The organism is Hymenobacter sp. 102 (genome assembly GCF_049949205.1).
Taxonomy (GTDB): Bacteria; Bacteroidota; Bacteroidia; order Cytophagales; family Hymenobacteraceae; genus Hymenobacter.
This window is the reverse complement of sequence record NZ_CP188172.1, coordinates 1,544,786-1,567,500: the sequence shown is the minus strand read 5'-3', so window position 1 is coordinate 1,567,500 and position 22,715 is coordinate 1,544,786. Positions and strand designations below refer to the sequence as shown.

Sequence of the window (22,715 nt, the reverse complement as noted above, 5' to 3'; positions counted from 1 at the left end):
TGAAGATGCCGAGTACCCGCCACGGGACGGAAAGACCCCGTGCACCTTTACTATAGGTTGACATTGATGCTGGACAACACATGTGTAGGATAGGTGGGAGACTGTGAGCCCGGGCCGCCAGGTCTGGGGAGTCAACGTTGAAATACCACCCTTGTGTTGTTTGGCACCTAATCTGGAAAACGGAGACAGTGTCTGCTGGGTAGTTTGACTGGGGTGGTCGCCTCCAAAAAAGTATCGGAGGCTTTCAAAGGTCTGCTCAATCCGCTTGGTAACCGGATGTAGAGCGCAATAGCAGAAGCAGGCTTGACTGTGAGGCCTACAAGCCGAGCAGGGTCGAAAGACGGATATAGTGATCCGGTGGTTCCGCATGGAAGGGCCATCGCTCAAAGGATAAAAGGTACGCCGGGGATAACAGGCTGATCTCCCCCAAGAGCTCATATCGACGGGGAGGTTTGGCACCTCGATGTCGGCTCGTCACGTCCTGGGGCTGGAGAAGGTCCCAAGGGTTCGGCTGTTCGCCGATTAAAGTGGCACGCGAGCTGGGTTCAGAACGTCGTGAGACAGTTCGGTCCCTATCTGTGGTGGGCGTGGGAAATTTGACAGGACCTGACTTTAGTACGAGAGGACCGAGTTGGACCAGCCGCTCGTGCACCGGTTGTGACGCCAGTTGCAGCGCCGGGTAGCGACGCTGGGATGAGATAAGCGCTGAAAGCATCTAAGTGCGAAACTCACCTGAAGATGAGATTTCCGATTATAAGAGCCGTTCGAGACGAGGACGTTGATAGGCCCCAGGTGTAGAGCGCGGAATCGCACAGCCGAGGGGTACTAAGGGCTCGAACACTTCTGCAGGATACAGCTCACTACCGCTGCTTTGTTTGTCTCGCCCTCTATGTTGAATATGACAGCCGTGTTCAGGTAACTGAACAGTGTGCTGCGCTGCTAATGGTGGCTTTAGCCCGGGTGTTCACCTCTTTCCATTCCGAACAGAGTCGTTAAGCCCCGGAGCGCCTATGGTACTGCCTTCACCGGTGGGAGAGTCGGTCGCCGCCAACCTTTTAGCACACGCGAGCCCCGCGCATTGCTGGTCCCCCTTCGGGCCTCGCAACTGCTGCGGGGCTCGCTGCGTTTACCCCCCCCCCTGCCGCACCCCAACATCCCGGATGCGGTAGGAATAGGTTACTGAAGGCACGCATACAACCAGACTATTCTGGCTGTATGCGTGCCTTTGTATTTCATTTGATTGCAGTGCTAGTTTGACGCCAACTTAGCTTAATCTGTGCATTTGGAGTGCGTTGGAATAACAGGCGCAACTAGTGTCAGAGGATTTGTGTTTATCTTCACTGACTAAGCTTTCTGCATGGCATTCGTACACCCCTGGTTTTTATTAGGACTACTAGCTATTAGTATTCCGGTCATCCTACATCTGTTTGAGCTTCGGCGGCCACAGCGGGTACTATTTTCAAATGTGGAGTTTATTCAACAGGTAAAGCTGGTTACAGCGCGCCAGCGCAAACTCAAACATTTGCTTCTTCTGGCTAGCCGAATAGCTACTGTTTGTTGTTTAGTGCTGCTCTTTGCGCAACCATTCATTCCCGCGCCTGAACAAAACAGCGGTACAGTTTCGTCGGTACGAGTAGTTGTTGATAATTCGCCTAGCCTGCAGCAATTGGGCGCGAATGATCAGTCACTGCTGGAGGAATCTATTCAACAAGCAGTGGGCCTGCCCCTGGCTTTTGCTTCGGGTACGCGTTATCATGTATGGCCCGGTGGGCAGGAGCCGCTGACAACGGCTGCTTACCGAGCGGCTGTCGAGCAGATTCAACCTAGCGGGCAGACGGAATCAGTTGGTGCCTTACTGCGTCAGGCGCAACGCAGTAGTGTACAGGGACCCATCTTTCTACTTTCGGATTTCCAAAAAAACACGTTTTCGCAGGCTTCATTAGCCGCCTTGGATTCGGGGCAGCAGGTGTTCCTTATTCCTTTGGCTGGTAAGCCGCAACCCAACGTGTTTGTGGATAGTGTATGGATAGAGGACGCTTTTATCCGAGCAGGGGCTGATGCAGTGTTACAGATGCGGTTGCGCAACGGCGGACAAGTTGATGCCGCTAACTGTGGTATCAAAATATTCATGGGGGCGCAGCAACTGGCCGCATTCCAACTGACTGTTCCAGCGGGTCAAACGACGGTAACCCAGTTCAAGATAAGGGTTCCTCAAGGTGGTGTACAGGAAGCTCGGGTAGAGTTGGATGACTACCCGGTTGATTTTGATAATACCTATTATTTTACGCTACAACCAGCCGCGCAAATCCGGATTACGGAAATTAGTGCTGCGGGTGAATTGGCGCGCTTGTACAACAATGAGCCCTTGTTTGCTTATCAGCATGTAAGCCCTACTGCAACAAACTATCAGGCGTTGAGTACGGCTAATTTGCTGATTCTACGGGAAGTGCCGCGGCTGTCAGCGGGGTTGCGAGACAATTTGCGGCAGGCTGTGCAACGTGGGGCTACACTTGTAGTAATACCTCCGGTTGGCGCGGCCGGGCAAGCTGACTATGCACAGTTTTTCCGGGAGTTGGGGGTGGGGCCGGTGCAGTGGCAGCCCGTTTCCCAGGGTAGTCCAGTGCTGCAGGATATAGCGACTCCTAGCGCGCAAGGCCCATTTTTCAGGGATGTTTTTACAGGATTAATTACTCGGGCTGGAATGCCCAAGGCCGCGCCTGTACTGCGGTGGTCCCGCTCAGGGACGGATGTACTACGGATGCGGGATGGTGATAACTACTTATCCGGGTTTGCGAATGGAGCCGGGAGCACCTACTTATTTGCTGCGCCGTTTAGTGCGCCGTACTCCGATTTTGCGCAGCACCCGTTGTTTGTGCCAGTACTCTACCGGCTGGCTATGCAGAGTTACCGTCAGGAGCAGCGGCCCGCTTATCGCCTGAGCCAGACGTCGGTGCGGTTACAGGTGCCCCGAGTAACTCGGAATTCCCGGACTGAGGCAGTATATCAACTGGTGCAGGATAGCCTCCGCCTCATTCCAGGACAGCAGGAGCAGGCAGGCACATTGCGGCTTGATTTGCCGGCTACTATCCGGCAGCCTGGTTTCTACCGGCTGGAGCGGGCTGGAGAAACATTGACGACGCTAGCTTTTAACGTAGACAAACGAGAGTCAGATTTGCGGAGCTACACGGCGGCCGAGCTGCGCCAACTAGCCAGTAAGTATCCGAACGTGCAGGTGTATGAGACTGGGGCGGGGCAAACGGCGGCAGCTCGCTACAAAGCTACCCGCGTGGGCACGCCGCTGTGGCAGTATTGTGTATGGGGAATACTGATCTTTTTACTGGTGGAAATACTGCTGCTGCGGTTGCCGCAGCGCCGGGCCACACCCGTCGCCGTTCCTGTTTAGCGAGCCATTACGGCGCCGGCTGGTAAGTCAACCACCCATCAGAGAATGCGCGCAAGGAGACGTATCTTGCCGGTCCAATCTCTGTTGCCGTTGAAACCAACCACCTCTCACCCTGTATTGCGCACGGCTACGCTCTGCGGAGTAGTAACCGGCGCGCTTTGTATTGCCTGGTTCCTTTTTCTGTATTCATCGGGAAACGACCCATACGGCCCCAAGCGGATGCTATCGTCGTTTTTTGTGCCAATTGCCGCGGTAATCAGCCAGTTTCTGCTACGTCGCTACTATGAGCCCGACGGCCCTGGCCTGCGAAAATCGGTGGGAGCGGGGGCACTGACGGCTTTGGTGACGGCGCTGGTTGCGGCCGTAGGGCTGTATGCCTTTGCGCGGCTGACGGGCCCGGAACTAATAGCTCAGCATGTAACGGAAACCCGACAAATGCTCGAATCAACCAAGGCTATCTATCTGAAGGAAGCCAATGGCTTGCAGCAGTACCAGGCTATTCTGCGCAACCTGGCGACCAACGCGGTGGGGCTGGCCCAGGATGAATTCACGAAGAAACTGGTAATCGGGCTGCTATTAGCCATTCCCGGTGGGGTCTTTTTGCGGAAATAATCTACCTTCCCGCATCTGTTCACCTAACCCTGCACTTTGCTATGGAACGCACTGCTACCCCCACTGTTACGCCCACCTCCGTTGGTATCCGGTATGGATTGATAATCGGGATTGTCACGATTATCTATTCTTTCATTCTGAAAGTTGCCAACCTTGAGCAGAAGCCGATGATGGGGCTGCTGACCTTTGCCATTCTTATTGGCGGCATTGTAGTGGCTCACCGGTACTTCAAGGCGCAAAATGGCGGCTTCATGAGCTACGGGCAAGGCTTGGGCATAGCCACCGTAGCCGGCGCCCTGATTGGGGCCCTAAGCGGAATTTTTCAATACATCTACGTCAACTTCATTGACCCACAGTATATTCAGCGGGCCCTGGAAGCCGCTCGTGCGAAACTGGAGTCTGACGGCAATATTAGTGATGAGCAGATAGACCAAGCCATGCAGTGGACGGAAAAAATGATGCCCACCGGGCCGCTCAGCATTGTATGGGCCATTCTGGCCACGGCATTTTTCGGCTTTCTGTTTTCGCTGATTATCTCCGCCTTCACCAAAAACACCCGTCCTGAGTTTGAGTAAGCGTCTTTCGCAGCATTTTCCGGTTGAGCTGTCCATCGTCATCCCTTTGCTCAACGAAGCCGAGTCGTTGCCGGAACTCACCCGCTGGATTAACCGGGTGCTCACCCAGCATGGCCTTACCTACGAGGTGCTGCTGATTGACGACGGCTCAACGGACGACTCCTGGGAGGTGATTGAGCAGCTGGCCGCCACCGACCTGCACCTGCGCGGCATCCGCTTCAACCGCAACTACGGCAAGTCGGCGGCCCTGAACGTGGGCTTCAAGGAAACCACCGGCCGGGTGGTGTGTACCATGGATGCCGATTTGCAGGACTCGCCGGAAGAGCTGCCGGAGCTGTACCGCATGATTACCCAGGACGGCCTCGATTTGGTAAGCGGCTGGAAGAAAAAGCGCTTCGATCCGCTCAGCAAAACCATTCCCACCAAGCTGTTCAACGGCGTGACGCGCTGGATTTCGGGCATCCGGCTGCACGATTTCAACTGCGGCCTGAAAGCCTACGACAGCCGGGTGGTGAAAAGCATTGAGGTGTACGGCGAAATGCACCGCTACATCCCCGTTATTGCCAAGTGGGCCGGGTTCCGGCGCATCGGCGAGAAGGTGGTGCAGCATCAGGAGCGCAAGTACGGCACCACCAAATTCGGGCTGGAGCGGTTCGTGTACGGCTTCCTCGATTTGATGAGCATCACGTTTGTGAGCCGGTTCCGGCGGCGGCCCATGCACTTCTTCGGGGCGCTGGGCACCATATCGTTCCTGATTGGGATGCTGATTACGCTGTGGCTGGTGGGGGAGAAGGTGTGGCTGTCGTGGCACAACCACCTCTCCCGCGACGTAACGGCCCAGCCGTTGTTCTTCCTGGCTTTGGTGGCGGTGGTAATTGGGGTGCAGCTGTTCCTGGCCGGCTTCTTGGCCGAAATGGTGCAGCTCAACGGCTCCAACCGCAACGATTACTTGGTAAAAGAGCGGCTGAACCTGAAGTAGACACATCACAATAGCAGAACGTCATGCTGAGCTTGCCGAAGCATCTCTACCGAGGCTAATCAGACAGTTAGCATGGCGGTAGAGATGCTTCGGCAAGCTCAGCATGACGTTCTTGTTTCACGCGTTTCTACCCTATGAACGTAGTCATCATCGGGCCGGCGTACCCGCTGCGAGGCGGGCTGGCCACCTACAACGAGCGGCTGGCGCGGGCCTTCCGCGAAGCCGGCGACGAGGTGCGCCTGGTTACCTTCTCGCTGCAGTATCCCGATTTCCTGTTTCCGGGCCAGACGCAGTTTAGCACCGAACCAGGCCCTACCGACCTGAATATTGAGGTGAGCCTGAACTCGGTGAATCCCCTGAGCTGGTACCGGGTGGGCAACCGCCTGCGCCGGGAGCGGCCCGACTTGGTGATTTTCCGGTTCTGGCTGCCATTTATGGGGCCGGCGCTGGGCACGGTGGCCCGCCTCATCCGGCGCAACCGCCACACCCGCGTGGTGGCCATCACCGACAACGTAATTCCGCACGAGAAACGGCCCGGCGACCGGCCGCTCACGCGCTACTTCCTTTCGGCCTGCCACGGCTTCGTAACGATGAGCCGCTCGGTGCTGGCCGACCTGCGCCGCCTGCACTTCCGGCAGCCCGCCCTCTACCGCCCGCACCCGCTCTACGACAACTTCGGCCCCCTCAAGCCCAAAGCTGAGGCCCTGGCCGCCCTGGGCCTCGACCCCGCGTTTGGCTACCTGCTGTTCTTTGGGTTCATCAGGGCTTACAAAGGCCTCGATATTCTGCTGGAAGCCTTTGCCGATGCCCGGCTGGCCCAGCTGCCGGTGAAGCTGATTATTGCCGGCGAGTACTACGAAGACGCTGCCCCCTACGAAGTCCTCATCCGGCAGCACAACCTGGAAAGCCGCCTCGTGCGCGCCACCGACTTCATCCCGAACGAGCGGGTGGTGGATTACTTCTGCGCCGCCGATATGGTAGTACAGCCCTACAAAAACGCCACCCAAAGCGGCGTCTCGCAGATTGCCTACCACTTCAGCCGCCCCATGCTGGTAACCGACGTGGGCGGACTAGCCGAGCTGATTCCGAACGGGGAAGTCGGCTACGTGGTACCACCCACGCCCCAGGCTATTGCCGATGCGCTGGTGGATTTCTACGCGCACCAGCGCGAGCAGGAATTCACCGCCGGCGTGTGGGCTAAGAAAAAGGAATTTTCCTGGGACGTGATGGTAAAGGCGCTAAAGGAAGTGGCCAGCTGACCGTCATTGCGAGCGGAGCGAAGCAATCCTTCCTTTTCAGGGCGGAAAACATTGACCTGTTCAAACCCCTTTTCCCCGTCAAGTTGCCAGATATAAAAACCTTCTACGTCTATCTGCTGACGAATCAGAACAGAACGGTCCTGTATATCGGCGTAACGAATGACCTGAAACGGCGGGTGGCGGAACACAAGGCGGGCCTGCACCGAGGCTTCACCCAGAAATACAACGTGCACCAGTTGGTGTACTTCGAGACGTATCCGGATGCCAACGCCGCCATTGCCCGCGAAAAGCAGTTGAAAGCAGGCTCCCGACAGAAAAAGCTGGAGTTGATTACCGCAGCGAACCGGGAGTGGCGGAGGACTTGTAGGTGTGCTAAATGATGAAGCCCTACCAGAAAGTATTGATGCGCTTTCTGGTAGGGATTGACTCTAGCTCAGGGCTTTGTGCTTTGAAAAGGAAGGATTGCTTCGTCGTGCCTCCTCGCAATGACGGGCTACGCGGGCACACTCACCCGCACGGCCTCAAACACTTTTTCCGCCGACAAATCTTCCATGCAGCTGGTGCCTAGCTTGCACGAGCCGCGGTAGAAGCAGACGCACTGCTTATCCGGCTGCACGAGCTGGCCGCGGCCGTAGAGGTCGAATTCGTAGGGGTTGAAGATGTTGTTCATCAGGATGGTGGGCTTGCGCAGGGCAATGCTGATGTGCATGGCCATGGTTACCTGCGTCACGATGCCATCCATCTGGTGCATCAGGTTGATGAACTGGGGCAGGGAGAAGGTGCCCAGGTAAGCCGCGCCGGTGGCGGCGTGGAGGCGGCGGTTGCGCTCATCCTCGGCCTCGCCGCCCAGCAGCACGGGCGCGTAGCCGGCCTGCTGCAGCTGGTGAATGAGGGTAATCCATTTTTCGTCCGACCACAGGCGGGTCGTCCACCGGTCGCCGCAGCCGGTGTTGAGGCCGATGCGAGGGCGGCCTTGGGGCAGTTGGCTCCAGTCGTAGCCCTTGTCCTCGTGGGTGTCGAATACATACTCCTCGTGCTGGAACTCGTAGCCGCACAGCTCGAAGATTTCCTGCACGTAGGGCTTCTGGTTTTTCTGGCTCAGCTCGTCGAACACGCCGGTAAGGTACTTGTGGTTAGCCAGCTCGTCCACGGGCCAGGCCACGCCGTACTGAGGGTGCAGCTGGTAGCCGAACTTCTGGTGCGCCCGGATGCTGCCCAGCAGGGCGCAAGCCTCTTTGTCCTTATCGAGGTTGAAGAGAATATCAAACTCCCGCTGCTGCAGGTGCAGCACGCTGGTGAGTTCCAGCTTCAGCACTTCGTCAATCCAACCGCCGCCCTGGGGCAGAATAGCGGGCGTGAGCGTGAGCCAAGTGATGCGGGCGTTGGGGTACTCATGGCGCAGCCGCCGCAGCAACGGCGTCGTGCGGATAACGTCCCCAATGGCCCCGAGCTTGATGATGAGAATGCGCTGCTGCGTGGGCGCGTAGGCCGGGCAGCCGGTGCACTGGTAGCCGTGCTCCTTATTCGGGCGGCAGGGAATATCACCGCGGAAGTGGCGGCAGTCGGGATGAACGGTAACGCCGTTGAGGTGAGGCATTGGGGGAAAAAACAGGGGAATGAGCCGGTAAAAGTAGCAGGCTGGCTGCCATCAGCCAATGAATCTCAGGCAACAAGCTGATAGTGAGGCAGTCGAAAATAGCCAAGGAGTAGGTAGGCTTAGTCAGCTACCCCGCTTGCTTCTGGAGCTCGGACATCTGGCCGCACCGCCGGAACAGAACCAGTAATTGCCAGAACAGCAACCCGCATAACAGTCCGAATTCGGAAGTTGGCTCCATGTAGTCAACAACCCACCCCAACAAACCGCCTACTACAATACCCAGTAAGGCCGCCGCCAGAAAAGGCTGCCAAACGCGGCACGGTCGAACAAAGGCCCAGAACAAGTGCGTCGGCTGCAACCACAACACCTGGTAATTACCATGTACGGGAGAATGCAGAGAAATTAACTGAAGCCCTACCAGGAAGCAGCCTAACAGGCCGGCCGCTGTCAGGAAGCTACGTTGCAGCACTCGTTGTGCCGCGGCATAACGCGCAGGGAGTAGTTGTGTAAGCAACAGCAGTAAGCCCAGACCAACCAAGCAGAACGAAGGCGTAAACACCTGGGGCTGGCGTGGGGGCGGCGTAGCCGTCAGCAGCGGGCGGGTCTGCTGCACGAAGGGCTGACCCAATCGGGAAGTATGCGCTAAGGCCCGTTGAAGCTCAAGTGGCAGAAAGAGCCGTTGCTCGAAGGGGGCGTAACGGTCGGCGGGCATACCTAGGCCGATATTCATGCCGAATGACACCCAGGGCGCCGGAGCCAGATAAGGTGCCAGGAGCTGCCGGTAGCGGATTGCTGAGTCGGCGTACGTGTAGCTGAGCGGTTGCGCCTGCGTTACGTTGCGCAGGTGGCCCAATAGGCGTGTGGTGCAGTTATCGGTGAAAAACTGATACTGGTAAAATCGGGACGGTGAGTGCAACGTAGTTTCCAGTTGCTGGTGCAACAGGCGGGCTTCGGGCTGACGCAGTGCCAGCACCTGCTCCGTAATGGCCCGGTTTTCCCGTCGGTACTCTTCCCAAAACTCCGCAAACGAGGTAGCTGACAGGAAATAGCGTAAGTCACCGCGCAGAAAGCGCCAGTAGAAGTTCGGTGTGCGAAAATCGAAGGTACCGTAGTTGTACACGCGGTCCAGGCCCCGGCCAGGATTGGTAACCCGCAGGGCCGAGTGCCCGAATAAGGCGTACGTTTCGGAGCCCGGCGCGCAGGTAAGCAGGCTGATGGCGAGGGTGTCGTTGGCAGCGGGGACTGCTTCTGCAGCCCCCGTACCCCAGACCCACAACAGGGCCAAAAACAATAACCGAATACCTAATGCGGGTAGATAGAACGCAGAAACGCGGCCCGACGCCTTTTCCGTAGATGAATACTGCATAGCTCCAGCGAAGCTACTTGAATAACGCATGGAAAAGATGCCGGGCCGCGCTTACGCGGCAAGAAACCGATGCGAGTAGGTGCTACACGCCCACGTAGCTGCTGGGCGTGATGGCGCGCAGCTCCTGCTTCACGGCGTCGCTCACGCTGAGGCCGTCCACGAACTCGCTGATGGTGGCCTGGCTGATGGCCGAGCCGGTGCGGGTGAGGGCCTTGAGGGCGTTGTAGGGGTCGGGGTAGTTTTCGCGGCGCAGGATGGTTTGCAAGGCCTCGGCTACCACCGCCCAGTTGTCGTCCAGGTCGCGGCGGAGGGCGGCTTCGTCGAGGGCCAGCTTGTCGAGGCCGCGCTGCAGGGCGGTGAGGGCAATGAGCGTGTGGCCCAGCGGCACGCCCAGGTTGCGCAGCACGGTGGAGTCGGTGAGGTCGCGCTGGAGGCGGCTGATGGGCAGCTTGGCCGCCAGGTGCTCCAGCACGGCATTGGCCAGACCCAGGTTGCCCTCGGCGTTTTCAAAATCAATGGGGTTCACCTTGTGGGGCATGGCCGAGGAGCCCACCTCGCCGGCCTTCACCGTCTGGCGGAAGTAGCCCAGGGAAATGTACTGCCACACGTCGCGCGCCAGGTCAATGAGAATGGTGTTGAGGCGCTTGAGGCCGTCGCAGAGGGCGGCCAGGTGGTCGTAGTGCTCAATCTGGGTGGTGGGGTGGCTGCGCTTGAGGCCCAGGCGGCCTTCCACAAACTGCTGGGCAAACTGGTGCCAGTCGGTGCTGGGGTAGGCCACGTGGTGGGCGTTGAAGTTGCCGGTGGCTCCGCCGAACTTCGCCCCGAAGGGCACCTGGCCCAGCAGTTCCACCTGGGCATCGAGGCGGGCTACAAACACCTCCACTTCCTTACCCAGGCGGGTGGGGGAGGCAGGCTGGCCGTGGGTGCGGGCCAGCATGGGCACGGCGGCCCAGCTCTGGGCGCGGGTGGCCAGCTGGTTGCGCACCTGCGCGTAGGCCGGCAGCAGCGTATGGATGAGGGCGTGCTGGAGGCTGAGCGGAATGGCGGTGTTGTTAATGTCCTGGGACGTGAGGCCGAAGTGGATAAACTCCAGGTACTGGCCCAGGCCCAGGGCCGTAAACCGGTCCCGCAGGAAATACTCCACGGCCTTTACGTCGTGGTTCGTCACCCGCTCATGGGCCTTCACGGCGTCGGCATCGGCGGTGCTGAACTGGGTGTAGATAGCGCGCAGCGGGCCGAATACTTCCGGGTTCACGTTCTGCAGCTGGGGCAGGGGCAGCTCACAGAGGGCAATGAAATACTCCACTTCCACCAGCACCCGGTACCGGATCAGGGCCAGCTCGGAGAAGTAGGCGGCCAGCGGGGCCGTCTGGCGGCGGTAGCGGCCATCGAGGGGCGAAACGGCGGTAAGGGGCGTCAGGACGGTATAGTCGAGGGCAGCAGACATGCGTAGAAGGAGGAAAAAGGCCAGGGACGGGCCAAAGGTAGCGGAAGGCGGGGCGCGGGCCAATCGGGGCGCGGGCCTTTTTCGTTACCTTTGTCGTCCGAGCGGCGGCGGGTTCGGCACGAATCTGGCTTGGCCCGGCCGCGACTTCCTTTCTCTCCGACCTGTGCGCGTGACTTCAGCAACCAAGAAAAAAATCGGCATCGGCCTGGGCATCCTGGTGGTGCTTTTGCTCAGTGGTTTAGGCCTTTTCCTGCTGAAGCGGCAGGAGCTGCTGGACCTGGCCCTGCAGAAAGTGAAAGCCAAGGTTGAAACCAAGTACCCCGTGGTACTCACGCTGGGCCCCGCCCGCTTCACCGACCTCAACACTGTGCAGCTCGAAGGCGTGAGCTTGGTGCCCACCACGCTGTCCGATACGCTGTTTACGGCCAAGCAAGTACGGGCCTCACTGAGCGTACGGAGCCTGTTCGCCGGCCGCCCGGTGTTCAGCAACCTCGAAATCGACAACGCCCGCCTCACCGCCCGCCAGACGCGCGCCGGCCAGGACAACTATTCCTTCCTCTACAAAAAGAAGAAAAACCAGCCCGTAGCGCCCGTGGACACGTCCAAAGGCACCAACTACGGTCTGCTGGCCAACCAGCTGCTGGAAGCTACCTTCGACAACATCCCCGACGAGGCCGACTTCCAGAACTTCCTGGTTACCTACCAGAGCCCCCGTCACCAGGCCCGCCTGGTGATGCCCCGCCTGGCCATTGAGGACGGCGACATTACCGGGCAACTCACGGCCAACATCGACTCGGTGGAGAACCGCGTAGGCGTGCAGGGCCACATCGACGCCGGGGACTACGAGGTGGACGCCAACATTTTCGGGCTGGACAAGCGCCCCGTGGTGCTGCCCTACGTGCAAAGCCGCTACGGGGCCCGGGTGCAGTTCGATTCGGTGCGTGTGAGCCTCTCGGATAAGGATTTTGGCGGCGACGACGAGCTGACGGTGAAGGGCACGGCCGCGGCCGCCAACTTCATCGTGAATCACCCCAAGCTTTCCGACAGTGACGTGCGTTTTCCGCGCGGCGGCATTGATTTCGTGCTGAAGATGGGGCAGGCCTCGTTTGCGCTGGAGAAGGGCACGCGGGTGCTGCTCAACAAGATGGAGTTGTTTCCGGAGCTGAGCGTGCGCCGCCTGCCGGTGCCGGAGCGTGTGATTGGCAAGGACATTAACGGCCTCACCAACCGCAACCAGCTGCTGGCCGGGTTGCAGGTGAAACTGAATGTGGAATCGGCCGAAACCAAGGCCAACGACTTCTTCGCCTCCCTGCCCGAGGGCATGTTTGAGACGCTGGAAGGCACCCAGGCCGAGGGCACGGTGCAGTACCACCTCATGGCCGACCTCGACATGAACCAGCTCGACAGCCTGAAATTCGACTCGGGGCTGCGGGCTACCAAGTTCCGCATCACCCGCTTCGGGCGCGAAAACCTGAACAAGCTGAACGAGGAGTTCCCGTACACAGCCTACAACGACAAGGGCGACACCGTGAAAACCTTTCTGGTGGGCCCGTCGAACCCAGAGTACACGCCCTACAACGAGGTATCGGACTATCTGAAGTACGCCATCATGACGGCCGAGGACCCGCGCTTTATGACGCACCGGGGCTTCATGGAAAAGGCGTTTGTGAAGTCGGCTATTCAGAACATCAAGGAGCGGCGCTTTGCCCGCGGGGGCAGCACCATCAGCATGCAGCTGGTGAAAAACGTGTTCCTGACCCGCAAGAAAACCCTGGTGCGCAAGGCCGAGGAGGCCCTGATTGTGTGGATTATCGAAAACACCCGCCTGGCTACCAAGGAGCGGATGCTGGAGGTGTACCTGAACATCATCGAGTGGGGCCCGAAGATTTACGGGGTGCATGAGGCCGCCGAATTTTACTTTGCCAAGGAGCCGCGCAACCTGAATCTGTCGGAAAGCCTGTTTCTGGCCAGCATCATCCCGCGGCCCAAGTACTACCGCAACGGCTTCAACCAGTACGGCGAGATGCGCGTAAGCGGGCGGTACTTCCACCGGCTCATTGCCCAGCTGATGGCCCGCAAAGGCTACATCTCGCAGAGCGAGTACGAAAACCTGGGCACCTCGGTGAACTTCCAGGGCCCAGCCCGGCAATACATCGTGCGCGCCACCCGCGACACGGTGCGTACCATTGTAGCGGCCGATTCGTCGCAGTACGAGCCCCTGAACCTGATTGACCTGCTCGGCGGCGACACTGCCCCCGATGCCGGCGTAAATACCAACCAGCAGGAGCCCCCCGCCACCCCACCGCAGGGCAATTAGCCCGTCATTGCGAGGAGGCTGTCATTGCGAGGAGGCACGACGAAGCACCCGAAGGACAGCGAAGCTAATCCGTTCTTTTCGCAGGGCAGAACTAAGAACTACTTTAAAGCCCCTGATGCCTACACTGGCGTCAGGGGCTTTCTGCTTATCAAGGATTGGTGCCCTGTAAAGGAAGGATTGCTTCGCTCCGCTCGCAATGACGGGCGCTATTCTTTGTTCATCACTTCTTCCTTCTTCGGAAACAGCAACGATAACCCGATGGAGGTGGCCAGAATCAGACCGACGGCGGCCAGGGAAATGCCCATGGGAATATGCACCAGGTCGGCCATCAGCAGCTTGCCGCCGATGAAGATGAGGATGAGCGAGAGGCCGTAGTGCAGGTAATGGAACAGCCGCATCAGGCTTTCCAGCGCGAAATACAACGCCCGCAGGCCCAGTAGGGCAAACACGTTGCTGGTGTACACGATGAACGTGTCGCGCGAGACGGCCAGGATGGCGGGGATGGAGTCGGCGGCAAATACCACATCGGTGGTTTCTACCATCACCAGCACCACCAGCAGGGGCGTGGCGAAGAGCATGCCGTTCTGCCGCACAAAGAAACGGCCCCCGTGCAGGCGATTGGTAATGGGCAAGTGGCGGCTCAGAAACTTCACCACCGGGTTGTTGTCGGGGTCGATTTCCGGCTCGCCGCCGCTGGTGGCCATCTTCACGCCGGTGTACACCAAGAACGCGCCCAGTACGTAGAGCAGCACGTGGAATTTGGCCAGCAGCGCCGCCCCGGCCACAATAAACGCCGCCCGTAGCACCAACGCCCCAATGATGCCCCAGAACAGGATTTTGTGCTGGTACTGGGGCGGTACCTTGAAATAGCTGAAGATGAGCAGGAACACAAACAGGTTGTCCACGCTCAGCGACTTCTCGATGAGGTAGCCGGTGAGGAACTCCATGGCGGCCCCCCGGCCCAGCCAGCGGTACACCAGGTAGTTGAACGTCAGCGACAGGGCAATCCAGAACGCGCTCCAGCCCAGGGCCTCGCGCATGCGCACCACGTGCTCCCGGCGGTTAAATACCAGCAGATCCAGCAGGAGCAGCGCCAGCACTAACACGTTGAAGCCAACCCAGAAAAGCGGAGATATTTCCATCGGGAGTAAGATACGTGCCCGCCCGCATTTCCGGCACAATGGCCTGCGCAAAACCTCGCTAACGCCGCCGCCCGCGGCACCTATCAGAAGTACCGCGGGCGGGAGTAAGGAGCAATAAGATGATTAGCGGGCCTCCGGCGTAGCGGATACGGCCGGCACGGGAGCATCGGGGGCGCCAGCGGGAGTGCGCTCAAAGCGGCGGAACCAGCTGTCAACCTTCATCTGCAGCACGCCAAAGAAGGCTTCCTGCACAATGCCCTTGCTCATTTTGGAGGCACCCCGGGTGCGGTCAGTAAAGATGATGGGCACTTCCTTGATGCGGAAGCCGTACTTGTAGGCCAGCCACTTCATCTCAATCTGGAAGGCGTAGCCCACGAAGCGGATACGGTTCTGCAGAATAGTGCGCAGCACCCGGGCCGTGTAGCACTTGAAGCCGGCCGTAGCGTCGCGGATGGGCATGCCCGTCACAATGCGCACGTAGGCCGAGGCGAAGTATGACATCAGCACGCGGTCCATGGGCCAGTTCACCACGTTCACGCCCTGAATGTAGCGGGAGCCGATGGCCAAGTCGTAGCCCTGGTGGGCACAGGCGTCGTAGAGGCGCACCAGGTCGTCGGGGTTGTGCGAGAAGTCGGCGTCCATCTCAAACACATACTCATAGCCGCGCGCCAGCGCCCAGCGGAAGCCGTGGATGTAGGCCGTGCCCAGGCCCAGCTTGCCGGCCCGCTCCTCCAGAAACAGCCGGCCCGGAAATTCCGCCATCAGGCTGCGCACAATAGCGGCCGTGCCGTCCGGCGAGCCATCGTCAATGATGAGCACATCGAAAGGCTGCGGCAACGAGAAGACCTTACGGATGATCAATTCCGCATTTTCCTTCTCATTGTAGGTCGGTATCAGGACAACCCCGTTTGTCATTGCCGCAAAGGTAGAGGTTTGTTTGAAGAGCCAAAGGATTCATCGGCACTGGCTATCCTAAGTTAGGGTGTGCTTCAAGAATATACCGAAATATAGCCATTGAATGCCGCGCCCAATGCCGTACGCCTGTCATAACACGCGCCGCCAGAATTTGAGTTTACTACGGCTTCATTAAATAACAATGACGATATACATTAGCTGAGTTACAGCGCAGCTAATGCAGTGGCCAGCTGCCGGGCCTGCCGCACGCAGTCGGGTACGCCCACACCGGAGCGCCAGTTGGCGGCCACGTACAGGCCCTGCTCGGCCAGCGCATCGGCGGCGGCGTGGGCCGGCCCGATGTGCGCGTCGAACTGCGGAATGGACTGGTCCCAGTAGTAGCGGTACTGCCACACCGGCCCGGCCCCGGCCCGGATGCCGTAGAGGCGGCTGAGCTCTTGGTGCACGGCGGCTTTCTGCTCGGCTTCGGGCTGGCGGGCGTGGTCCTCGTACTGGCTGCCGCCCACAAACGTGGTGAACAGCACCTGGCCTGCCGGAGCCCGGCCGGGGAAGATGGAGCTGGTCCAGATGCTACCGGCGGCGTAGGGCTGCTCGGCTTTGGGGTTCAGCGCCCCGAAGCCATCCAGCGGGTGGCCTACATCGGCGCGGTAGTAGGCAGTGTAGATGGCCGTCATGGGCGGGTGCTGCACCTGGCTAAGGGCCGCCGCTACGGCCGGAAACTGCGCCTGCAGCAGCGGGGCCGCCGCGTAGGTGGGCAACGCCAGCACCACCTGGTGATACAGGCGCGGAGCGGGACCGGCGGTGGTTTCCAACTCCCAGCGGCCGTCGTCGGTGCGGCGGTGCAGGTGGGTGGCCGTCTGCCCGAAGTGGGCCCGCCGCAGCTTGGCGGCCAGTGTATCGGGTATGGTTTGCAGGCCCCCGGCCAGCGACACGATGCGCCGCCGCCCGGCCGGGTTTTTCGTTTTCATCAGGCCCCGAATAACCGAGCCATACTGCTGCTCCAGGGCCGCCAGCTGCGGAAAGGTTTTGTGCATCAGCAGCCGGGCGGGGTCGCCGGCGTAAATGCCCGAGATGAATGGGTTGAGGGCGTATTCTACCACCTCCGGCCCGAAGCGGCGGGTGAAGAACTCCGTCAGGGTTTCCTGCTCATTTACCGGGCCGGCCGGCTGGAACAGCTCCCGCACCATACCCAGGCGGGTTTTCAGGCTGAAAAACGGGCTGGTGAGCAGTTTGGGAGGGGAGGCCGGCAGCTGCTGGTACCGGCCCTGGCGCAGCACGTAGCGGTTCTGGCTCACGGCGGCGGCCTCCTGCAGCTGGCCGTTCAGGCCCAGCCCGGTCAGCAGCTCCTGCAACTCGGCGGAGAGCTGCAGCGAGTTGGGGCCGGTTTCCACCAGGTAGCCGTTTTGCTGCTCCGTGCGGATGTTGCCGCCGGGCCGGGGGCTGGCTTCAAACAGGTCGTAATCGACGCCGGCGCGCTGCAGGTACCAGGCCAGCGTGAGGCCCGAGATACCGCCGCCCAGAATAGCAATGGCCATGCGGTGAGGTGGTGAAATAGTGAGGTGGTGAAATGGTGAAAGCTGAACCGGCTCAACGCCCGAACAATCACCCGCGCAAAAATACGCAAGCCCGTCATAGCCCGCCGGACTACCTACTTTTGTCACCTGTCACCTGTCACCTGTCACCTAGCATCATGAACAAAGCCATATTTCTGGACCGCGACGGAGTATTGAACAATGAGATTGGCGAGTACGTGTGGGAGTTGGAGAAATTTGTGGTGTCGGAGGGGGTGCCCGAAAGCCTGGCCCGGCTGAAGGCGGCCGGGTACTACTTGGTGGTGGTAACCAACCAGGCCGGCATTGCCAAGGGCCTCTACACGGCGGCTCACGTACAGGCCTGCCACCAGAAGCTGCAGGACGCGGCCGGCGGGCTGATTGATGCGTTTTACTTTGCTCCGGGCCATCCACAGGTATCAGAGTCTCTGGCGCGCAAGCCCGGCTCCCTGATGCTGGAAAAAGCCCTGGCCCGGTTCCGGCTGGATGCCACCCGGTGCTGGATGGTAGGCGACCGGCTGCGCGACATCGAGGCCGGGCAGCGCGTGGGCGTGCGGGGCATTCTGGTAGGGCCCGAGGAGCAGGCTGGCTACCAGCCCCACGTGGCTGACCTGCGGGCCGCTACCGACCTGATTCTGGCCATATCGACCGGGGCCTAAAAACAGCAGCGCGGCTTCCATCCCCGGAGGGCGGAAGCCGCGCTGGCAGCGGGTACCACCAGGCGGACTACTGGCGGTTGGTGGCGGGGGCCGGGGCACTGGCCGTCAGCGACGAGGCCACGCGGTTGGCCGGCTTGGTGGCCGAGTACGCCGGGCATTGCCGACGACAAGCGGAGGCTCCCATCAACAGGATGGCCCCCCAGAGCAATAAGTTTTTCATGGAAAAGGACAACTAGGTGTGGCGGGCGTACAGGCTCAGATACTTCAGAGGTAGCCACAATTCCTACCGTCAACGCTGCCAGCAGCGGAAAAGTGTGCGAATAGGCTGATTAATTTTAACTATGTAAAATACAAAAAAAAGAGGTTCCCCTCCGGCGGAGAGAAACCTCTTTCTGGCAGTCCGATTTGGGAACTACAAGCTATTGACGCTCAACCGGAGTCGAATGCTGGGCCACGATGGTAGACGAAACGCGAGCGGCATCTTTCGTGCTCGAATAAGCCGGGCATTGCGACTTTTTGTTGCAGGAGCTCAGCCCAAGGCCGGCCACACACGCCAGGAGTAGTACTTTTTTCATGCTAAGTAAGATGTGAGCGGGCCGGGGCCGGCAGTTTTGGGGTCTGTGAGTAAAGGTACGGGAACTCCCGGCTGCGTGCAACCTATCGGCAAAAGAACGAGTCCTCCGAAACACTGCTTCAGAGGACTCGTTCTGCCTGAGTATTAGGCCTGATAGCCCAGAATGCGCATCATGGAGTCGGCGGTTTGCTCCTCAGCAAATACCCGGTCAGTGAGGTTACCGTCGGCGTCCCGGTCCAGAATCACCATTTTGGGGGCCGGAATCAGGCAGTGCTTCACGCCACCGTAGCCCGAGAGGCTTTCCTGGTAGGCCCCGGTGTGGAAGAAGCCCACATACAGCGGCTTGGTGTCGGTGGCGGGCTTGCGCTCGGGCAGGAACACCTGGTAGATGTGCTTCTCGGCGTTGTAGTAATCCTGGGAGTCGCAGGTGAGGCCGCCCAGCTGAATTTTCTTGTACGAGCGGTTCCAGTTGTTGAGGGCCAGCATGATGAAACGCTGGTTCAGGGCCCAGGTATCGGGCAGGTTGGTGATGAACGAGCCGTCAATCATGTACCACAGCTCCTTATCGTTCTGCAGCTTCTCGTCGAGGATGCTGTAGATGGTAGCCCCCGATTCGCCCACCGTGAAAATGCCGAACTCGGTGAAGATATCCGGCTCCGGCACGCCCTCTTCCTCGCAGATGCGCTTGATGGTACGCAGCACCTCGGCAATCATGTAGGGGTAATCGTACTCCTTCTGAATGCTGGTCTGGATGGGCAGGCCGCCGCCAATGTCGATAGTAGTGAGGGTGGGGCACACCTTGCGCAGCTCGCAGTATTTGTGCACAAACCGGCTCAGCTCCGACCAGTAGTAGCTGGTGTCTTTGATGCCGGTGTTGATAAAGTAGTGCAGCATCGTGAGCTCAAAGCGCGGGTCGTCCTTGATTTTCTGCTCCCAAAGCGGAATAGCATCGGTGTAGCGGATGCCCAGGCGGGAGGTGTAGAACTGGAAGCGGGGCTCCTCGTCGGAGGCCAGGCGCATGCCCACGTTGCACTTCTCGCGCACGTTATTGTGGTAGTAATCCACCTCGTTCGGTGAGTCGAGAATGGGCATGCAGTTCACGAAACCGTCGTTGATGAGGCGCGTGATTTCGTACTTGTACTCCTCGGTTTTAAAGCCGTTGCAGATGATGAACGTGTCCTTCTGCACCCGGCCCTTGGCGTGCATGGCCCGGATGATGTTGGTGTCAAACCACGACGAGGTTTCGATGTGGACGCCGTTTTTCAGGGCCTCTTCCACCACAAAGCTGAAGTGCGAGGCTTTGGTGCAGTAGGCATAGGAGTATTTGCCCTGGTAACCGGTCTGCTCAATGCCCAGCCGGAACCACTCCTGGGCCCGCTGAATCTGGGTGCTGATTTTGGGCAGATAGGCAATGCGCAGCGGGGTGCCGTGCTTTTCTACCAGTGCCATCAAATCAATGTCGTGGAAGCGCAGCTCATCATTCTCCACGTGAAATTCGTCGGTGGGGAAGTCGAACGTCTGGGAAATCAGGGAGTGGTAGGTATCCATGTAGTAGAGCCTAGTGCCTGGTGCCTAGTGCTTAGGGTGGAAACGAAGAAAAAGGTACACGAAACGTAGTGCTGGGTACTTGGTTGTGAGTGCGAAGCGGAAACTCCTCACTAAGTACCAAGCACTGCCAACTATGCACTAAATTGCAGATGCAAAGATACCCCCTCCCGGGGGTTTTGGTTGTGCTTTGTTCGTTGGTTGCGCCGGAAGGTCCGCGCGCGTCAAGCCTGAGAGGATTCCCACCCGCTCAATCGGCAAGCATCTAAACCACTTAACCTTTTTTCTGCCAATGTAATATGCGACGCATTAAGCTTCTGGAGGTCCGCTCCGAACTCGGAGCCGGCACCCGTGGCGCCAGCCTGGGCGTAGATGCCCTGAAAGTAGCCTGCCTCAACAAGGGCTCCGACTACTTCCGCCGGTTCAACTCCGTGGCCATTCCGGACCTGAACCACGTGCTCTTCGAGAAAAACCACTTCCCGAAGGCTAAGCACATCGATTCTATTTACACGGTGCAAAAAGGCATTGCCAGCACCGTAGAGCAAACCCTGCGCTTCGGCGAGTTTCCGCTGGTACTGGCCGGCGACCATAGCAACGCTTCCGGCACCATTGCGGGTATTAAAGCCGCGTATCCGCACAAAATGCTGGGCGTGGTGTGGGTAGATGCCCACGCCGATATTCACTCGCCCTACACTACGCCTTCGGGCAACATGCACGGCATGCCGCTGGCCATTGCGCTGGGCGATGATAACCGGGAATGTCAGCGCAACCAGCCCGAGCCCGAAACCGAATTCTTCTGGCAGAAGCTCAAAAATCTGGGCGAGCCGGGCGCGAAAGTGGCCCCCGAGCACCTGGTGTACATTGCCGTGCGCGACACCGAGCACGAGGAAGATGCCATTATTGAGCGGCTGGGCATCAAAAACTACCAGATTGCCGAAGTGCGCGAAAAAGGTACCCGCCAGATAGCGCGGGAGGTGTTTGAGCGCCTCCGCTTCTGCGACCTGGTGTACGTGTCGTTCGATGTGGACTCCCTGGACTCGCGCTTCAGCAAAGGCACCGGCACGCCCGTGGTGGATGGCCTGAACGTGGAGGAGGCCATCAGCCTGTGCCGCGCGTTGCTGGACAACGACCGGGTGGTGTGCTTTGAGATGGTGGAAATCAACCCCACCCTCGACTCCGAAAACACCATGGCCACCAACGCCTTCGACATCCTGGAAGCCGCCACCGATGCCATTCAGAACCGCCTGCGGCTGGAGGAAGTAGTGAGCCGGTAACCCGGGCGCGTATAAGAAGGAACGCGCCGGCTTCGTTACCGGGGCGTTCCTCCTTTACACGCTATTGCTCATGAAACTACTTGCTTACCTGGCCGTGCCCGTGGTGCTGGCTGGCTGCACGGCCTCACCCTCCACCACCACCGCTCCGGCCGCCGGCAGCGGAATTTCGCCCCCCGCGACGGCCCCCGATTCCGTGACGGGCACCATCACCTACCGCAACCGCATGGCCCTGCCGCCCACGGCGGTGGTGCGGGTGGTGCTGCAGGACGTGGCGTTGCAGGATGTGGCCGCCACGGTAATTGATTCCGTGACCATCCGGCCCAACGGGCGGCAGGTGCCGTTCGGCTTCGTGCTGCATTATGATGCGGCTCGTATTGCGCCGGGCAGTGTGTACACCGTGCAGGCCCGCATTACCGACGGCGGCCGGCTGCTGTACCTGCACGATGAGGCCTACCCCGTGGTGACGGACAACCACCCCAAGCGGGTGGAGTTGGTGCTTCGGCCGGTACACTAGTTGCCGGCCCGGGCGCAAGGCCTCCCTGGGAGGCATAGCACGGAGGGATTACGCCCGGATTGGCAGGAACGGCCCCAGCACAAAACTGCGGCGGATGATACGCAGCCGTCACGCTGCGGTGAGGCGGCAACCCCAGAAAGCGGCGGCAACAGACCATAAATGCCCCCGCAGCCTGGCGCGGCAGGTGGAGAAAGGCCAGTAAGGACGTTTGCGCCGCGCAGGCAAGCGTTTCAGAAAGCTGACGGGCAACCAGGTCAGGCTCCCCCCAGCCTCGGGCCTGAAAATCTGTAGTACCTGCGAGCCGACGGCCCCGGAATTTGGCTACCTGCCCGCCCTTCGTCTTAGCCGGGGCATATTCCCTAGCCGGAACGATTGTCAGCGAAGCTCTGCCGGATAACTCCGTCGGATAGCGTAGTCGCGGCCGTCTGACCAAGGTTGAATAGCTTCGATTGTAACCCGGGGCAGGTGGCAGCAAATCCGTAGTTTTCTCTAAATTATTTACGAAATTCTACTGATAGTCAAGTGGTTGTTTAGTTGGAAATTTGGGGTAGTAATTCATGTCCGTTTAGCTGTTGCCATGGTTATCTGCCACGAACTCTTTCCGGCCGGCTCCCTGCTGGCCCTGGCTGCCACGGTGGGCGAAGCAGAGCTGGCTGCACACCTGGCCCGGGCTTGCCGCAGCGGCAAGCCTGCCGTTTGGGTTGACTGCCGGCTGCTCCACACCCTGTCGGCAACGGAGGCTTGGCTACTCTGGGCCTGTCAGCAACGCTTGCACCGCCGAAAGGCCCGGCTGGTACTGTGTCAGGTGCCTGCGGTGGTAGAGCACCAGCTCCATACCATCCTCGCGGACGCGGGCGGGGCTTTGCATATTGTACCCTCTCTGGAGGATGCCGAATTGCTGCTGTAGGCCCTGCGCTACGGTTCAGCTAGCGCATGAGGTACAGAGATTAGCTAAAAAAAGTGTCGTACACTTGGGTGGCGGAGCCA

Annotated in this window: 19 protein-coding genes and 2 rRNA genes (1 of these 21 cut by a window edge); 13 read left to right on the top strand and 8 right to left on the bottom strand. The window is 59.5% G+C overall.

Features of this window, described 5'->3' with window-relative positions:
- The 8 genes from ACN19L_RS06780 to ACN19L_RS06745 form a co-directional block, all read left to right on the top strand.
- A 23S ribosomal RNA gene (locus tag ACN19L_RS06780) occupies positions 1 to 849 on the top strand; it begins 2,057 nt to the left of the window's first position.
- A 92-nt stretch (positions 850 to 941) separates the two neighbouring features.
- Positions 942 to 1,053: ribosomal RNA gene (gene rrf / locus ACN19L_RS06775) — 5S ribosomal RNA — on the top strand.
- A gap of 304 nt (positions 1,054 to 1,357) precedes the next feature.
- Positions 1,358 to 3,403, top strand: a complete 2,046-nt coding sequence (locus ACN19L_RS06770) for a BatA domain-containing protein (protein ID WP_426492771.1) — start codon at positions 1,358 to 1,360, stop codon at positions 3,401 to 3,403.
- 90 nt (positions 3,404 to 3,493) lie between these two features.
- Positions 3,494 to 4,015, top strand: a complete 522-nt coding sequence (locus ACN19L_RS06765; protein WP_226269682.1) for a DUF4199 domain-containing protein — start codon at positions 3,494 to 3,496, stop codon at positions 4,013 to 4,015.
- A gap of 41 nt (positions 4,016 to 4,056) precedes the next feature.
- Positions 4,057 to 4,590 (top strand): DUF4199 domain-containing protein, encoded by a 534-nt coding sequence (locus ACN19L_RS06760; RefSeq protein ID WP_226269681.1) that lies wholly within the window; start codon positions 4,057 to 4,059, stop codon positions 4,588 to 4,590.
- On the top strand, positions 4,583 to 5,569 hold the full coding sequence (locus ACN19L_RS06755) for a glycosyltransferase family 2 protein (protein WP_426492770.1): 987 nt from the start codon (positions 4,583 to 4,585) through the stop codon (positions 5,567 to 5,569). The genes ACN19L_RS06760 and ACN19L_RS06755 overlap by 8 nt, the downstream gene beginning before the upstream one ends.
- Positions 5,570 to 5,703: 134 nt before the next feature.
- The gene (locus tag ACN19L_RS06750; protein ID WP_426492769.1) at positions 5,704 to 6,828 is read left to right on the top strand and encodes a glycosyltransferase; all 1,125 of its coding nucleotides are present in this window, start codon (positions 5,704 to 5,706) and stop codon (positions 6,826 to 6,828) included.
- Between the two features lie 83 nt (positions 6,829 to 6,911).
- Entirely contained in the window at positions 6,912 to 7,208 is a 297-nt protein-coding gene (locus ACN19L_RS06745; RefSeq protein WP_426492768.1) for a GIY-YIG nuclease family protein, read from the top strand.
- Positions 7,209 to 7,321: 113 nt separating this feature from the next.
- On the opposite strand, the gene ACN19L_RS06740 is transcribed toward ACN19L_RS06745, so the two are convergent.
- The 3 genes from ACN19L_RS06740 to purB all read right to left on the bottom strand — a co-directional run bounded on the left by ACN19L_RS06740 (position 7,322) and on the right by purB (position 11,238).
- Complete coding sequence (locus tag ACN19L_RS06740; protein ID WP_426492767.1) at positions 7,322 to 8,425, bottom strand: glycosyltransferase family 9 protein; 1,104 nt, start codon at positions 8,423 to 8,425, stop codon at positions 7,322 to 7,324.
- Between the two features lie 127 nt (positions 8,426 to 8,552).
- Positions 8,553 to 9,791: a DUF4105 domain-containing protein gene (locus ACN19L_RS06735; protein WP_426492766.1), complete on the bottom strand. Its 1,239-nt coding sequence runs from the start codon at positions 9,789 to 9,791 to the stop codon at positions 8,553 to 8,555.
- An 82-nt stretch (positions 9,792 to 9,873) separates the two neighbouring features.
- Positions 9,874 to 11,238: an adenylosuccinate lyase gene (gene purB, locus ACN19L_RS06730; RefSeq protein ID WP_426492765.1), complete on the bottom strand. Its 1,365-nt coding sequence runs from the start codon at positions 11,236 to 11,238 to the stop codon at positions 9,874 to 9,876.
- Positions 11,239 to 11,407: 169 nt separating this feature from the next.
- On the opposite strand from purB, the gene ACN19L_RS06725 reads away from it, so the two are divergent.
- Positions 11,408 to 13,555: a transglycosylase domain-containing protein gene (locus ACN19L_RS06725; RefSeq protein WP_426492764.1), complete on the top strand. Its 2,148-nt coding sequence runs from the start codon at positions 11,408 to 11,410 to the stop codon at positions 13,553 to 13,555.
- A gap of 206 nt (positions 13,556 to 13,761) precedes the next feature.
- Here the strand turns inward: ACN19L_RS06725 and ACN19L_RS06720 are convergent, their stop codons facing one another.
- From ACN19L_RS06720 to hemG, 3 genes are all read right to left on the bottom strand, one after another.
- Entirely contained in the window at positions 13,762 to 14,697 is a 936-nt protein-coding gene (locus ACN19L_RS06720) for a TerC family protein (RefSeq protein ID WP_426492763.1), read from the bottom strand.
- Positions 14,698 to 14,820: 123 nt separating this feature from the next.
- The gene (locus tag ACN19L_RS06715) at positions 14,821 to 15,612 is read right to left on the bottom strand and encodes a polyprenol monophosphomannose synthase (RefSeq protein WP_426492762.1); all 792 of its coding nucleotides are present in this window, start codon (positions 15,610 to 15,612) and stop codon (positions 14,821 to 14,823) included.
- 203 nt (positions 15,613 to 15,815) lie between these two features.
- Positions 15,816 to 17,147, bottom strand: a complete 1,332-nt coding sequence (gene hemG, locus ACN19L_RS06710; RefSeq protein WP_426492761.1) for a protoporphyrinogen oxidase — start codon at positions 17,145 to 17,147, stop codon at positions 15,816 to 15,818.
- A 155-nt stretch (positions 17,148 to 17,302) separates the two neighbouring features.
- On the opposite strand from hemG, the gene ACN19L_RS06705 reads away from it, so the two are divergent.
- Positions 17,303 to 17,821 carry a D-glycero-alpha-D-manno-heptose-1,7-bisphosphate 7-phosphatase gene (locus ACN19L_RS06705; protein ID WP_426492760.1) on the top strand — a complete coding sequence of 173 codons (519 nt, stop codon included), beginning with the start codon at positions 17,303 to 17,305 and terminating at the stop codon, positions 17,819 to 17,821.
- A 67-nt stretch (positions 17,822 to 17,888) separates the two neighbouring features.
- Here the strand turns inward: ACN19L_RS06705 and ACN19L_RS06700 are convergent, their stop codons facing one another.
- The gene (locus tag ACN19L_RS06700; RefSeq protein ID WP_426492759.1) at positions 17,889 to 18,041 is read right to left on the bottom strand and encodes a hypothetical protein; all 153 of its coding nucleotides are present in this window, start codon (positions 18,039 to 18,041) and stop codon (positions 17,889 to 17,891) included.
- Between the two features lie 498 nt (positions 18,042 to 18,539).
- Positions 18,540 to 19,943 (bottom strand): arginine decarboxylase, encoded by a 1,404-nt coding sequence (locus tag ACN19L_RS06695; protein ID WP_426492758.1) that lies wholly within the window; start codon positions 19,941 to 19,943, stop codon positions 18,540 to 18,542.
- A 296-nt stretch (positions 19,944 to 20,239) separates the two neighbouring features.
- On the opposite strand from ACN19L_RS06695, the gene rocF reads away from it, so the two are divergent.
- The 3 genes from rocF (at position 20,240) to ACN19L_RS06680 (ending at position 22,635) form a co-directional block, all read left to right on the top strand.
- Positions 20,240 to 21,214, top strand: a complete 975-nt coding sequence (gene rocF / locus ACN19L_RS06690) for an arginase (protein WP_426492757.1) — start codon at positions 20,240 to 20,242, stop codon at positions 21,212 to 21,214.
- 70 nt (positions 21,215 to 21,284) lie between these two features.
- Positions 21,285 to 21,728: a YbaY family lipoprotein gene (locus tag ACN19L_RS06685; RefSeq protein WP_426492756.1), complete on the top strand. Its 444-nt coding sequence runs from the start codon at positions 21,285 to 21,287 to the stop codon at positions 21,726 to 21,728.
- A 577-nt stretch (positions 21,729 to 22,305) separates the two neighbouring features.
- Positions 22,306 to 22,635: a hypothetical protein gene (locus ACN19L_RS06680; RefSeq protein WP_426492755.1), complete on the top strand. Its 330-nt coding sequence runs from the start codon at positions 22,306 to 22,308 to the stop codon at positions 22,633 to 22,635.
- Positions 22,636 to 22,715 lie beyond the last annotated feature (80 nt).